The sequence below is a fragment of the Sphaerimonospora cavernae genome (assembly GCF_042435035.1).
GTDB classification, from domain to species: domain Bacteria; phylum Actinomycetota; class Actinomycetes; order Streptosporangiales; family Streptosporangiaceae; genus Sphaerimonospora; species Sphaerimonospora cavernae.
The window spans coordinates 628,034-641,748 of the sequence record NZ_JBHMQT010000003.1 but is presented as its reverse complement, the minus strand read 5'-3'; the positions used below and the strand labels follow the sequence as shown (position 1 = coordinate 641,748).

Sequence of the window (13,715 nt, the reverse complement as noted above, 5' to 3'; positions counted from 1 at the left end):
GCCAGGCGGAAGAGTCGGCCGCCTGGCTGATGGGCGCGGGGGTGCTGCGTAGGCCCCGCGGGGTGCATTGGCTGCGGGCTTTCCCAGGTCAGTCAGCCGACCCGGGAGGGCTCCGCTTCCGTCGACTCGTCCAGGTCGTGCTCGGGAATCACCTTGGGCACGCCGCGCAGTGCGAACAGGGCGGCGACCGCCAGACAGAGCAGGATGGCCGCACCGGTCAGCACCGTGACGTGGATGCCGTGCACGAAAGCCTCCCTGGCCGCCCGGATGACGGCCCCCGCCGCGTCATCGGGCAGCGTCGCGGCGGCTTGAATCGCGCCGCCGAGCGTGTCGCGCGCCTGGGCCACGACCTCGGCGGGCAGCCCGGCAGGCAGCTTGAGGTCGCCACGGTAGGCGCTGCTCAGCACGCTGCCGAGCACGGCGATGCCCAGCGCGCCGCCCATCTCCTGCGCGGTCTCCGAGATCGCGCTCGCCGCACCGGCCCGTTCCTTCGGCACCGAGGCGAGCACGGTGTCGTTGGTCACGCTGAAGGTGAACCCCATTCCGACACCTTGGATGATCATGGCGACGAGCAGGTACGGATAGTACACATCCACGCCCAACCGGCTGAACATGGCGAATCCCGTGGCGGTCAGGATGAGCCCGAGCGCGACGACCGGGCCGCGGCCCCACCGATGGACAAGGGAGCCAGACAGGGCTCCGCCGACACCTCCGGCAAGCCCGCCCGGCATTCCGGCCAGTCCGGCGATCAATGGTGACCAGCCCACGACGAGCTGGAAGTACTGGGCGAGGACCAGCGACATGGCGAGCATCGCGAAGATCGCGACGAGTGTGGCGCCGACAGAGGCGGCGAAGGCGCGCCGCCGGAACAGCCTGACGTCGATCAGCGGCTCGGCGAGCCTGGTCTGCCGCACGACGAAAACGACCAGTGCGGCGAGCCCGACCGCTGCGGCGGCGACGATCCGGCCCTGAACCGCCCCGCCGTGCGCGGCGGCCTCCTTCAGCGCGTAGATCAGGCCCAGCACGCCGATGGCCGAGAGAGGGACGCTCACCAGGTCGATACGGCCGGGACGCGGGTTGCGCGACTCGGGCAGTACGGCCAGGCCGGCGAAGAAGATCAACGCTATCACCGGCAGGTTGATCAGGAAGACCGAGCCCCACCAGAAGTGGTCGAGCAGTGCGCCGCCCACGATAGGACCGAGGGAGAAGCCCACCGCGGTGACGCTGCTCCAGATGCCGACCGCGGTGGTCCGTTCCTTGGGATCGGTGAAGACGTTGCGGACCAGCGACAGCGTCGAGGGCATGATGGTGGCCCCGGCGATGCCCAGCAGCGCTCGCGCCACGATGAGCAGTTCGGGGTTCGGGGCGTACGCGGTGGCCGCCGAGGCGGCGCCGAACGTGACGGCACCGAGGAGCAGCAGCCGCTTGCGGCCGATCCGGTCGCCGACGTTGCCCATCGTCACCAGCAGCGCGGCCAGGGCGAAGCCGTAGATGTCGACGATCCACAGCATCTGGGTCGCTGACGGCGTGAGGGCCTCGGTCAGCTTCGGTACCGCGAGGTGCAGCACAGTGAGGTCGAGGGACAGCATGAGCATGGCCAGGCATGCGATGACCAGCGTGCCCCATTTGCGGGAGATGGTTTGCATGACCGCAGCGTCGGTGATGGCGCTGACCATCCGTCCACAGTCCGCTGACGGTCGCTGACAGCCGCTGACGGCGGCGTGGTTTCACTCGTCGTCTCAGTCGGGTATCTCAGTCGTCGTCGAACGCGGCCAGGTGGCTGGTGATGAGACCGAGGACGGGGGAGGGCTCGTTCTCGGCGACGGCCCCTGCCACGGAGGGTGGCAGGGCGTCCGCTTCGGCGGACGCGGCGGTGCCCGTGACCGCCCGTGTCCGCTCCAAAGCGGCGTCGCGGGCCTGGCCGTACAGGCGCTCGAAGGCCGCTTCGCCGAGAGCGGTACGGCATCCGTCGGCGACCCGCTCGACGTCGGCGTCACCCACCGGGGGCGTGCCGCGCAGGGCCGCTCCGACGCCGAGCAGCAGCGTGGCGCGCTCGGCGTCGCGGCCCAGCAGCGCGACACCGGAGAGGCCCTCGGCCATGCGCGCCGCGGTGAACAGGTTGACGCCGCCCACCCCGGTCGCTATCGCCCGCCGATGCCAGGCCAGTGCCTCGGCCTCGTCGCCCTCCATCTGGGCGATCCACCCAAGCGTGAGGTAGGTGCGTGCCCGGTTGTCCTCGGCGTTGAACCATTCCGCCGTACATTCGGCGAGCGCCGCTTCGCACAACCGCCGCCCCTCGCCCGGATCGCCGTCGTGCCGGGCCAGTTCACCGAGGCCGAGGAGGGCGTCGGCGGCGAGCTCCGGGGCGCCGGCGCGCCGGGCGAGCTCCACCGCGCGCTCGTAGTCGGCCCGGGTTCCCGCCGTGTTCCCCGACTGTGCCCGCCCGGCGGCTCGGCGGCACAGCGTCTCGGCCACGTCCGCGGTGGAGCCCAGCTGCTCGGCCAGCGTCAGCGCCTCATCGGCCAGTTCCTCGACCCTCTCGTGGTCTCCCCGCCACATGGCTATGTCACTCAGGCCGCTCAGCGCCATCACTGTGGCCCAGCGGTCTCCCAGCGCGCGCATGCCGCGCAGAGATTCCGAGATCGCCCGCTCGGCCTCCTCAAGACGTCCGTCGAACAGCAGTAGGTATGCCTGCCCGAAGGTGGCCAACGCCCGCATCCACGGATCGTGTGCCAGCAAGTCGTATCTGCTTCCCAGCTGCCGGCGCTCGCTCCGGTCGGGCGGACCGCCGAGCATCGCGCGCAGCACGAGGAGGAAGGGCTGCCGGGGCGGCGCCGACAGGGTGTCCACCACCCGCAGCGCGGCCTCGACCGGCAGACCCTGAGATGTGTTCCAGGCCGCGACACAGACGCACACCGCGAACTCTTCGGTGAATTTCGCGACGAGTTCCGCCGGGGGCCCGTCCGAAAGCTCGGGAGTGATTCTGCGAAGCAGTTCCCCGGCGAGGGCCGCGGCCTCGCCGCGGCGGCCCCGCAGCACCCAGAATCCAGTCAGGGCGGACAGCAGGCGCAGCGCACGCTCGATGTCGCCGTCCTCGGTGGCCCGGCGCAGCGCGGCGTGCAGGTTGTCGTGCTCGCTGTCCAGCCGGTCCAGCCATTCAAGCTGTTCGGATCGGCGCAGATGCGGCTCGGCCGTGGCCGCGAGATCCAGGAAGTACGCCACGTGGGCCCGGCGCATCGGCTCGTCCTCGCCCGCCTCGGTGAGCCGTTCCGCACAGAACGCCCTGATCGTCCCCAGCATCCGGTAGCGCCCGTCCGACGCCTCGACCAGCGATTTCTCGACGAGCGAGGCGAGCACGCCGTCGGTGTCGGGCAGCCCGCAGACCCGCTCCGCCGCCTCCAGCGTGGCGCCGCCCGCGAAGACCGTCAGTCGCCGCGCCATGGTGCGCTCCGCCTCGTCGAGCAGATCCCAGCTCCACTCGACCACCGCCCGCAACGTCCGATGGCGCGGCTGGGCGGTACGGCTGCCGCGCGACAGCAGCGAGAACATCGCCGGCTGGGCGACGCCGTCCAGGCGGCCCGCGATCTCGGCCGTCGTCAGTGACCGCGCCCGAGCAGCGGCCAGTTCGATCGCCAGCGGCAGTCCGTCGAGCGCCCGGCAGATCCGCAGCACGTCCTGGGTGACCTCGGGGTCGAGCCGGAAGCCGGGCCGTACGGCGCCGGCACGCTCGGCGAACAGCCGTACAGCCGGATAAGCGAGCGGGTCGGCGGGAGAGGCGCCTGGTGGGGGGAGCTCCAGCGGCGGCACCGGGAGCAGCCGCTCACCGGTGATGCCCAGCGCTTCGCGGCCGGTGGCCAGGACGCGCAGGGTCGGGCAGGCGGCGAGCAGCCGGTCGGCGAGGCGGGCGGCGGCCTCGATCACGTGCTCGCAGTTGTCCAGGACGAGCAACGCGGGCCGCCCGGTCAGCGCCACCACCAGCCGAGCGACCGGTTCGCGGGCGCGATGGTCGATGGCGTAACGAGCGGGAGCCAGGCCGCCGGGTGCGGGCAGCGGGCCGTCGCGCAGGCCGAGGGCGCCGAGCACGGCGTGCGGCACGTCGGCCCCATCCGTAAGCGGCGCCAGCTCGACGAACCAGACCTCTCCCGGATGACGCGCGGCGGCCTCGGCCACCAGCCGAGTCTTCCCGCTGCCGCCCGGGCCGGTCAGCGTGACCAGCCGCGACTCCCCGAGCAGTGCCGCGATCCGTTCGAGCTCACCCGCCCGCCCGATCAGGGAGGTCAGTCGCGCGGGCGGCGGCCGGCGACGCTCCGAGGCGGGAGACAGCGACGGATCCGATCGGAGCACGGCCAGGTGGATATCAGCGAGCTCGGGAGAGGGGACGGTGCCCAGTTCCTCGGCGAGTCGCCGCCGCGCGTTCTCGAACACTGTCAGCGCATCGGCCTGCCGCCCGGCCGCGTAGAGCGCACGCATGAGCTGCCCGGCCGAGCGTTCCCGCAAAGGATGGGCGGCGACCCTTTCCCACAGCTCGGCGACCAGATCATAGTGCTCGCCGAGCGCGATCCGGGCCTCGGCGAGGTCCTCGGCCGCCGACAGGCGCAGCTCCTCCAGCCGAGCGGCCTGCGCCGTCGCGAACGGTGCGTCCGCGACGCAGGCGAGCGCGGGTCCGCGCCACAGCCCGAGCGCCCGGCGCAGGCATTCGACGGCTCCCGCGTGATCCCCTGCGGAGAGCACACGCCGTCCTTCGGCCGCGAGATGCTCGAACCGGAGGGCGTCGACGTCATCGGGCTCGACCGCCAGCAGATAACCGGCAGGGTGGCGCACCACCAGCTCGCCGAGCACGCGCCGCAGCCTGGAGACCTGCGCCTGGAGCGCGTTGACGGCCCCCGCGGGCGGCTCGGCGCCGTACAGGCCGTCGATCAGCTGCTCCGTCGTGACCACCCGGCCGCCGGCGAGCAGCAGCACTGTGAGGAGCGCCCGGACCTTCGGTCCGCCGACGGCGACCGGGGCCGCGTCGGAGGCCGCGTCGTCGGGCCGTGCCTCGACCGGGCCGAGGATGCCGAACCGCATGCCCTCAATTCTGGCTCAGGGAGTGGTGAAACCGTTACGGCTTCGCTGATCGCTTTCAGCCGGTACGCACCGAAGCGAGTCCCCGGTCGGGACTGGTACGGCAGGCAGGGCCCGAATGGGTAAGCAGGAGTTACCGGAGTTCAGCCGCGGCTCAGCCGCTGCGCCATCACGCCACCGGCCTCGATCAGCCATCTCGCCGGGTCGTTCAGCGCGGCGGCGGCCGACCCCGCGAGGCCGACCAGGGAGACCGCCTCCGACACCGAACCGGGCACCGGGCCTGCCAGCCGGCCGGCGACGACGCCGACCCGCACCGCGGCATCCCGGGCCTGGTCGAGCAGTGAACCGACGACCTTGCCGGTCAGCGAGGTCTCGTCGAAACATCCCTCACCGGTGATGACGACATCGGCGTCGGCGAGCGCGTCCGGCAACCCGACCAGGGCGGCGATCGTCCGAGCGCCAGGCATCATCCGGGCGCCCCACAGGGTGACCAGGCCGTAGGAGGCGCCCCCGGCGGCACCGGCCCCCGGCTGGCCGGGGTCGCCGCCGGCCACTTCCGTGAGCCGTCGCAGCGCCCGGTCCAGCAGATCGACATCGCCCGGCTGTGCGCCCTTCTGCGGGCCATACGTCGCCGCGGCCCCGGCCGGGCCGAGCAGCGGTGCTGTCACATCGACCAGCAACCGCGTCCCGCCGGGTGGCGGGGGGAGCAGGTCAGCGGTGTCGATGTGGGCCAGATCGGCCAGCGCCGCGCCGCCGAGCTGTAGATCACGCCCGCGGTCGTCGACCAGCCGTAGGCCGAGCGCGCGCAGGGCGCCCGTGCCGCCGTCGGTCGAGGCCGACCCGCCCAGTCCGATGACCAGTCGGGAGGCGCCGGCATCGAGGGCCGCGCGCATGACCGCGCCGAGCCCATAGGTGTGAGCGCCGAGCGGATCCAGGTGGCGCATGAGCGGCAGCCCGCTGGACTGGGCGAGTTCGAGGACTGCCGACCCGTCGGGCAGCAGCAACCACGCGGCGGAAACCGGCCGGTCGTCCGGGCCGGGTACCGTCACCGTCCTGCGTTCGCCTGCAGGGAGTGCGGCGGCGAACGCGTCGACGACCCCCTCGCCCCCGTCCGCGAGGGGGAGCAGACGCACCTCGTCGGCCGGTCGGCGGGCAAGCCACCCCCGCGCGAGCGCGCGGGCGGCGTCACCGGCCGCCAGACTGCCCTTGAACGAGTCGGGCGCGACGATGACCCGCATCACCCCTCCAGTACCAACCTGATGTAGCGCTCCTTCATGCTGACACCTCCACCGCTTGGACGGCCGCTGGCCGGTACGCCGGTCCCGGGCCCTAATCGTGATCCGGCCGACCTGCCGGAGACCTTGCGGCGCCTGCCGGGATCGTTGACGGCGACCGTGCACGCGGCCGGTCCGACCGAGGCACGCGACTTCGTGCCGGTGCTGCGACGCCTGGCGGGCCGCCTGATCTGGAACGGCTGGCCGACCGGCGTCGCGGTGTGCCGGGCCATGCATCACGGCGGCCCGTAGCCCGCCTCGACGGCCCCGGCGCACACGTCGGTCGGTGCGGCGTCCAACAGGCGATGGCAGACCCCGGTCGCCTACCAGGGCTGGCCGGCGGACCTGCTCCCCCCGAGTTGCGCGATGACAACCCCCTTGGGGTGCCGCAACGGGTGGACGGCCGCCTGCGGGCCTGACATGGGAGAGCGGACCACAACGAGAGGCGGACCGCGGCCAGGGAGGTATGAGATGGCGGAACCCGTGCCGCACGTGCCGGCCGGTTCGGCGAGCCTCCCGGACATCTCCCGTCCCTGCGAGTAACTTCGGCATCATGGCCACCCGTACGTCCGGACAGGGGTCCGGCAAGCGCCCGACGCCGCGCTCCGGGTCCCGTACGGCTTCCGCGAAGCGCTCGGCTTCCCGTGGCCGGGCCGCGAGCAAACCCGCCCAGAGACCGGCGCAGAAGCGGCCGATGGCGGCAGGTCAGGATCCGATCAGCTGGGTCTTCCTGATCATAGGAAAGCTCGTCCTCGGCCTTTGGTCGCTGATCGCCAATGCTCTCGGCGTGGCGGCCAGGGCCCTCGGGCAGGGGGCCCGCGATCTCGACCCGGCGCACCGCCGCGACGGGGCCGGACTGGCGGTCCTGGCCGCCGCCATCGTGGTGGCCGCGATGACCTGGCGGGACACCAAGACCGGGGCGGCCGCGGTGACGGACGCGGTGGTAAGCGGTATGGTCGGCGCGCTGGGCTGGGCGGTTCCGGTGCTGCTGGCCCTGCTCGCCTGGCGGCTGCTGCGCCACCCCGACCAGAACGCCGAGACCGGGCGGATGGGCATCGGGTGGGCCGCGCTGCTCGCCGGCATCCTCGGGATCGTTCACGTGGCGCACGGCACGCCGTACCCGTCCGGCGGGCCGAACGACGGCATGGGGCACGTGTCTGAGGCCGGCGGCATGCTGGGCTTCATCGTGTCGGCCCCGCCGTCGAGCATTCTGCCCCCGTTCATCACGATCCCGTTGCTCATGATGTTGTCGGGGTTCGGCCTGCTGGTGATCACGGCGACCCCGGTCCACCGCATCCCCGAACGGCTGGCCGAGATCCAGCACATGCTCTTCCACCGGCCGGAGGGGCGGCCGGAGGGGCGGCCGGGATCGGCCGCCCGGCCCGGACCGGGCGAGTCCAAGCCCGGCGCCTCCAGGAAACGTTCGCGCAAGAGGGCGGGCGACGGCGACCAGCCGGGTGACGGTGAAGCCGGTGGCGCCAAGCCATACGACACGCCGGTGCTGAAGGAGCACTCCCCGGAGATCGTGCCCGGCCTGGTGGACGAGGCCGGTGCCGCGGAAGCCGAGGCGCGGAGGGCGCGCTCCGGACAGCCAGGACAGCCAGGACAGGACGGGCAGGGCGGGCAGCCGCTCCAGCCGCCGCTGCCGACTCCGGCGCCGCGCAAGGTTGAGCAACTCATGCTGTCGACGCAGGGCGGGCCGTACGTGCTGCCGGATCTGCAGTCGCTGCACCAGGGCACCGCACCCAAGCCGGAGACCAAGGCCAACCGGACCGTGGTGAACGCGCTGACCAGCGTGCTGGAGCAGTTCGGCATCGATGCGCAGGTCGTCGGTTTCACCCGTGGTCCCACCGTCACCCGGTACGAGATCGAGCTGGGCCCGGCGGTCAAGGTCGAGAAGGTCACGGCACTCACCAAGAACATCGCGTATGCCGTTAAATCGGCGGACGTCCGGATCCTGTCCCCGATTCCCGGCAAGTCGGCGATCGGGGTGGAGATCCCCAACGCCGACAAGGACCTGGTCTCCCTCGGTGACGTGCTGCGTTCCGATGTGGCCCAGGGTGACCACCATCCCATGATCGTGGGGCTGGGCAAGGATGTCGAGGGCCGTACGATCGTGGCCAACCTGGCCAAGATGCCGCATATCCTCATCGCGGGCGCCACCGGGGCGGGCAAGTCCACCTGCATCAACGGACTGATCACCTCGATCCTCATGCGGTCGACGCCGGACGAGGTGCGGATGGTGCTCGTCGACCCCAAGCGTGTCGAGCTCAACACCTACGAGGGCATCCCCCACCTCATCACGCCGATCATCACGAACCCGAAGAAGGCCGCCGAGGCCCTCGAATGGGTGGTCGGCGAGATGGATCGCCGCTACGACGATCTGGCCGCCAACAACTTCCGCCACATCGACGACTTCAACAAGGCCGTCAAGGCGGGGAAGCTGGTGCCGCCGCCCGGCAGTGAGCGGGTGTACCAGCCCTATCCGTATCTACTGGTGATCGTCGACGAGCTCGCCGACCTGATGATGGTCGCCCCACGCGACGTCGAGGACTCGATCGTCCGCATCACCCAGCTCGCCCGGGCCGCGGGCATCCACCTCGTCATCGCGACGCAGCGGCCGTCGGTGGACGTCGTCACCGGTCTGATCAAGGCCAACGTACCCTCCCGGCTGGCTTTCGCCACCTCGTCGCTGGCCGACTCGAGAGTCATCCTCGACCAACCGGGGGCCGAGAAGCTGGTCGGGCAGGGTGACGCGCTGTTCCTGCCCATGGGCGCCAGCAAGCCCATGCGGCTGCAGAACGCGTTCGTCTCCGAAAAGGAGATCGCGGACGTCGTCGCCCACTGCAAGACCCAGATGCAGGCCGAGTACCGCGAGGACGTGGCCGCGCCCGCGGCGGCCAAGCGGGAGATCGACGAGGAGATCGGCGATGACCTCGACCTGCTGATCCAGGCGGCCGAACTGGTTGTCTCGACCCAGTTCGGTTCGACGTCGATGCTCCAGCGCAAGCTGCGGGTCGGCTTCGCGAAGGCGGGCCGGCTGATGGATCTGATGGAAAGCCGTAATGTCGTGGGCCCCAGCGAGGGCTCCAAGGCGCGGGAAGTGCTGGTCAAGCCGGACGACCTGCCCGGCCTACTGGCGGATCTCCGCGGAGATTGAATAACCTTGGGTAGACCTCCGAGCACGTTGCGTAGCAGACTACTGGTTGAATGGGACTAACTACGCAATGTAGGACGAGCGGCAGCTCGGGCAAGGGGGCGACCTATGAGCGTTGGCGCTGCGTTGTCGGAGGCGCGACAGCGGGCAGACCTGACCGTGGCTCAGCTCAGCGAACGCACGCGTATCCGCGAGAGTGTCATCGAGGGCATCGAACGGGATGACTTCTCAGTGTGCGGTGGCGACTTCTACGCGCGCGGCCACATCAGGGCCCTCGCGACCTGTCTGCGGTTGGAAGCGGAGGACCTGGTCCGGCAGTACGACGAGCTTCACACCAGCTCACGGTCCCCGGTCCGGGCCTCCGCCGTGTTCCGGGGAGAGGACCTCGTCAGGAACCGGTCGCGTCACGCCTCGAACTGGACCATGGCCGCGGTGGTCGCTCTGGCCCTCGTCGTGGTGTTCGCCGTCGTGCGGCTGCTGAGCGGCTCCGGAGGCAAGGCGGGGGAGACCACGGCGCAACTGCCCATCGCCGTGCCGAACGCGGGGCCCCACCAGGTCCACGAGCCCGGAAAGCCCGCACAGGCGCAGGGCGTCGTCACTCTCAAGGCCGTGGCGAAGAAGTCGACGTGGATCAACGTCAGGGACGGCCAGGGCCACAAGGTCTTCCAGGGCACGCTGTCGGAGGGCAAGGCGACGACCTGGACCGCCAAGGGCCGGATGCGGGTGACGGTCGGCGACGCGGGAGCCGTTCGGCTGGAGGTGAACGGCAAGGACGTCGGTAGCCTGGGTAAGGACGGTCAGACAGTACACCGCACCTTCGAGGCGGGTGGCCCGGGTGCCCACTGAGGGCCAACTGCCGATACCGTAGTTTCATCATGTCTTCTGCTCGCCGAACCGTATCGCTGATCACGCTGGGCTGCGCCCGCAACGAGGTCGACTCCGAGGAGCTGGCCGCGAGGCTCGACGCGGCCGGATGGCGCCTGGGGGACGACGATCCCGACGTCGTCGTCGTCAACACCTGTGGCTTCATCGATTCGGCGAAGAAGGACTCGATCGACACCCTGCTCGCGGCGGCCGACACCGGTGCCAAAGTAGTCGCAGCGGGTTGCCTGGCCGAGCGGTACGGCGAGCAGCTCGCAGAGGCGCTGCCCGAGGCCGCCGTGATCTCCTTCGACGACTACACCGAGATCGGGGAGCGGCTCGACGACGTGCTGGCGGGCAAGGCGCTCAAGCCGCACTCGCCGCGCGACCGGCGGACGTTGCTGCCGATCACGCCGGTCGCCCGCGCGGCCGCCGCCTCCGGTGCGCACATCCCGGGCCACGGCGCCACGTCCGACCAGAACCGGGCCGACGAGAGCCTGCCGGACGGGGTGGCGCCGGCGAGCGGCCCGAGGACGCTCAGGAAGCGGCTGAGTGGCGGCCCGGTCGCCTCGATGAAACTCGCCTCCGGATGCGACCGCCGCTGCACGTTCTGCGCGATCCCCGCGTTCCGCGGATCCTATGTCTCCCGGCCGCCGGAGGACCTGCTCGCCGAGGCGCGATGGCTGGCCGGGCAGGGCGTCACGGAGCTCGTGCTCGTCAGCGAGAACTCGACCTCGTACGGCAAGGACCTGGGCGACCTGCGCGCGCTGGAGAAGCTGCTGCCGCGGATCGCCGCGACCGAAGGCATCGAGCGGGTCCGGGTCAACTACCTGCAGCCCGCCGAGCTGCGGCCCGGTCTGCTCGACGTGATCGCCGGAACCGAGCGCGTCGCGCCGTACTTCGACCTGTCCTTCCAGCACGCCAGTGGCCCCCTGCTGCGGCGGATGCGCCGGTTCGGCGACCCGGAGCGCTTCCTGGACCTGCTGGCGCGGATCCGCGAGCGCGCGCCGGAGGCGGGCGTCCGGTCGAACTTCATCGTGGGCTTCCCCGGCGAGAGCCGGCACGACTTCGACACGCTGGTGGGTTTCCTCGGGGAGGCCAGGCTCGATGTGATCGGTGTCTTCGGCTACTCCGACGAGGAGGGTACCGAGGCGTTCTCCTTCGACGGCAAGCTCGACCAGGACGTGATCGACGAACGGGTGGCCGAGCTGAGCGAGCTGGCCGAGGAGCTGACCTCCCAGCGCGCGGAGGAGCGCATCGGCACCGACATCGCGGTCCTGATCGAAGAGGACCTGGGGGACGGGGGTTACGAGGGTCGCGCGGCGCATCAGGGTCCCGAGGTGGACGGGTCGGTCACCGTCCGGGGGATCGGACTGGTTCCCGGTCAGATCGTCCAGGCAGTCGCCGTCGACTCCGAGGGGGCTGACCTGATCGCCCGGATCAAGGCAGGCCCATGACGGAGCGCAGCGAGCCGCCACCCGTCCCGCAGCCCGCACCGCCCGCGCCGTCTGTGTCGTCCGCGTCGACGACGCGGCGGGTGAGCACCTGGAACATCGCCAACGCGCTGACCGTCGGACGACTGGTGATCGTCCCGGTGTTCACGGTCTTCCTGTTCCTGGAGGGGCCCACCTGGCGGCTCGCTGCGCTCGGGGTCTTCCTGCTCGCGTCGTTCACCGATCAGCTCGACGGCTGGCTGGCCCGGAAGTACGCGCTGATCACCGATTTCGGCAAGATCGCCGACCCGATCGCGGACAAAGCGCTGATCGGTGCGGCACTGGTGAGTCTGTCCTTCCTCGATGAGATCCCCTGGTGGGTGACCGGCGTGATCCTCGGCAGGGAGGCGGGAGTCACGCTGCTGCGGTTCCTGGTCATCCGGCACGGCGTGATCCCGGCGAGCTACGGGGGCAAGGTCAAGACCGTCCTGCAGATCGTCGCCATCGCGCTCTACATCGTGCCGGGCGTGCCAGGCCTGGTCAGGTGGGCGGCCATCGGTCTCGCCCTGATCGTCACAGTCGGAACCGGTCTCGACTACGTGGTGCGGGCGATCCGGCTGCGGCAGGTGGCGAGCAGGGCACGGGCCCAGTAAGGCACGGGTGCGGTAGGCGCACCGAGGGGCACAGGAGGAGGGCCTGCTGAGAGGCCTGGGAGGGCATGCTGATGGGCGATGTGGCGGAGGATGCGGCAGAGGACACGCCCGGGGACATGTCGATGGACGGCCCAACGGACGGCCAGATGGACGCGGCGGCGCGCATCCTGGCGCTGCTGGTCGGCCGAGGCGCCACGGTTTCGGCGGCGGAGTCGCTGACCGGAGGCCTGATCGGAGTGGCGCTCACCGCGCCCGCGGGGGCGTCGGCTGCTTTCCGCGGTGGCGTGGTGGCCTACGCGACCGACCTCAAGGCCGCACTGCTCGGCGTGCCGCCCGAACTGCTCTCCCGGGAGGGCGCGGTGCATCCGGACGTCGCGGCGGCAATGGCCGAGGGGGTGCGCGAGCGCACGAAGTCGGACTACGGCCTCGCGGTCACCGGAGTGGCCGGCCCCGATCCGCAGGACGGCAAGCCGGTGGGCACGGTCCACATCGCGCTTTCCGGTCCCGGAAAACGCGTCTGGCACCGTGACATCATGCTCGACGGGGGCAGGGACCAGATCAGGCAGGGGACATGCCGAGAGGCTTTAAGCCTGCTTAGAGGTGTGCTGGAGGCAAATTTGGGGGAACATTCGGGGTGATTACCGCGTTACGTCACCAGCGAACATGCTCACCACGGTCTGCCGCGGTGTTGCCCTCTACAGGTACGGTGGAACTGTGAGTGAGGTCCGTGAGCCATCGGCGAGGAGCAAGTCAGGCGCGCGCCCGGCGAAAGGGCCGAGCGAACCAACGGTGACGGCGAGGAGCATGCACGAAGGACATTCGAAGAAGGGGCGACATGGGCCCACCGCGCGAGGCGTCGTGAAGGCGCCCCCCTCCGGGAGGGAGCGACAGATGATTCTGCTGCGTCAGCTGCTGGGCGACGTGCTGCGACGGTTGCGGGTGCGCCAGAATCGCACACTTCGCGAAGTCTCCACGCTGGCGCGCGTCTCGCTCGGGTATCTGTCCGAGGTCGAACGTGGCCAGAAGGAGGCATCCTCGGAGCTGCTCGCCTCGATCTGCGGAGCCTTGGGCGTGCCGCTGTCGCAGGTGCTGCGCGAGGTCTCCGACCAGTTCGCGCTGGCCGAGCTGCAGGCCGCCCCGGTTCTGGCCGATGTGCCGGAGCGTGAGCGGCTGGCGATCCCCGAGACCGTGCCCGGCGGCATCCCCGGCCCCGAGTTCGGCGAGGACTTCCACGGTTACAGCCCCGAGGTCAAGGACATGGTCGCCGCCTGAC

At 71.0% G+C, this 13,715-nt stretch carries 10 protein-coding genes; 7 read left to right on the top strand and 3 right to left on the bottom strand.

The genetic code is table 11. From position 1 onward, the window contains the following. Window positions 1–92: 92 nt before the first annotated feature. From ACFHYQ_RS03465 to ACFHYQ_RS03455, 3 genes are all read right to left on the bottom strand, one after another. Entirely contained in the window at window positions 93–1,646 is a 1,554-nt protein-coding gene (locus ACFHYQ_RS03465; protein ID WP_394299552.1) for a DHA2 family efflux MFS transporter permease subunit, read from the bottom strand. 106 nt (window positions 1,647–1,752) lie between these two features. Further along, on the bottom strand, window positions 1,753–5,067 hold the full coding sequence (locus ACFHYQ_RS03460) for an AfsR/SARP family transcriptional regulator (protein WP_394299551.1): 3,315 nt from the start codon (window positions 5,065–5,067) through the stop codon (window positions 1,753–1,755). 140 nt (window positions 5,068–5,207) lie between these two features. Beyond that, complete coding sequence (locus ACFHYQ_RS03455; protein WP_394299550.1) at window positions 5,208–6,302, bottom strand: glycerate kinase; 1,095 nt, start codon at window positions 6,300–6,302, stop codon at window positions 5,208–5,210. Between the two features lie 36 nt (window positions 6,303–6,338). Here ACFHYQ_RS03455 and ACFHYQ_RS03450 point away from each other — a divergent pair, with 36 nt between their 5' ends. The 7 genes from ACFHYQ_RS03450 to ACFHYQ_RS03420 all read left to right on the top strand — a co-directional run bounded on the left by ACFHYQ_RS03450 (window position 6,339) and on the right by ACFHYQ_RS03420 (window position 13,714). Continuing rightward, window positions 6,339–6,590, top strand: a complete 252-nt coding sequence (locus tag ACFHYQ_RS03450) for a hypothetical protein (protein WP_394299549.1) — start codon at window positions 6,339–6,341, stop codon at window positions 6,588–6,590. Window positions 6,591–6,891: 301 nt separating this feature from the next. Further along, on the top strand, window positions 6,892–9,498 hold the full coding sequence (locus tag ACFHYQ_RS03445) for a DNA translocase FtsK (RefSeq protein ID WP_394299548.1): 2,607 nt from the start codon (window positions 6,892–6,894) through the stop codon (window positions 9,496–9,498). A gap of 105 nt (window positions 9,499–9,603) precedes the next feature. Next, window positions 9,604–10,341: a helix-turn-helix domain-containing protein gene (locus ACFHYQ_RS03440; protein WP_394299547.1), complete on the top strand. Its 738-nt coding sequence runs from the start codon at window positions 9,604–9,606 to the stop codon at window positions 10,339–10,341. A 29-nt stretch (window positions 10,342–10,370) separates the two neighbouring features. Further along, entirely contained in the window at window positions 10,371–11,813 is a 1,443-nt protein-coding gene (rimO, locus tag ACFHYQ_RS03435) for a 30S ribosomal protein S12 methylthiotransferase RimO (protein ID WP_394299546.1), read from the top strand. Then, window positions 11,810–12,442 (top strand): CDP-diacylglycerol--glycerol-3-phosphate 3-phosphatidyltransferase, encoded by a 633-nt coding sequence (gene pgsA, locus ACFHYQ_RS03430; protein WP_394299545.1) that lies wholly within the window; start codon window positions 11,810–11,812, stop codon window positions 12,440–12,442. The genes rimO and pgsA overlap by 4 nt, the downstream gene beginning before the upstream one ends. Before the next feature lie 122 nt (window positions 12,443–12,564). Beyond that, entirely contained in the window at window positions 12,565–13,080 is a 516-nt protein-coding gene (locus ACFHYQ_RS03425; RefSeq protein ID WP_394299658.1) for a CinA family protein, read from the top strand. A 253-nt stretch (window positions 13,081–13,333) separates the two neighbouring features. Then, window positions 13,334–13,714: a helix-turn-helix domain-containing protein gene (locus ACFHYQ_RS03420; RefSeq protein ID WP_394299544.1), complete on the top strand. Its 381-nt coding sequence runs from the start codon at window positions 13,334–13,336 to the stop codon at window positions 13,712–13,714. The last annotated feature ends 1 nt before the right edge of the window (window position 13,715 follow it).

Coding starts and splice junctions, on each gene's coding strand:
- ACFHYQ_RS03465 (WP_394299552.1), bottom strand. CDS start 1,646: ATGCAAACCATCTCCCGCAAATGGGGCACGCTGGTCATCGCATGCCTG.
- ACFHYQ_RS03460 (WP_394299551.1), bottom strand. CDS start 5,067: ATGCGGTTCGGCATCCTCGGCCCGGTCGAGGCACGGCCCGACGACGCG.
- ACFHYQ_RS03455 (WP_394299550.1), bottom strand. CDS start 6,302: ATGCGGGTCATCGTCGCGCCCGACTCGTTCAAGGGCAGTCTGGCGGCC.
- ACFHYQ_RS03450 (WP_394299549.1), top strand. CDS start 6,339: ATGCTGACACCTCCACCGCTTGGACGGCCGCTGGCCGGTACGCCGGTC.
- ACFHYQ_RS03445 (WP_394299548.1), top strand. CDS start 6,892: ATGGCCACCCGTACGTCCGGACAGGGGTCCGGCAAGCGCCCGACGCCG.
- ACFHYQ_RS03440 (WP_394299547.1), top strand. CDS start 9,604: ATGAGCGTTGGCGCTGCGTTGTCGGAGGCGCGACAGCGGGCAGACCTG.
- rimO (WP_394299546.1), top strand. CDS start 10,371: ATGTCTTCTGCTCGCCGAACCGTATCGCTGATCACGCTGGGCTGCGCC.
- pgsA (WP_394299545.1), top strand. CDS start 11,810: ATGACGGAGCGCAGCGAGCCGCCACCCGTCCCGCAGCCCGCACCGCCC.
- ACFHYQ_RS03425 (WP_394299658.1), top strand. CDS start 12,565: ATGGACGGCCCAACGGACGGCCAGATGGACGCGGCGGCGCGCATCCTG.
- ACFHYQ_RS03420 (WP_394299544.1), top strand. CDS start 13,334: ATGATTCTGCTGCGTCAGCTGCTGGGCGACGTGCTGCGACGGTTGCGG.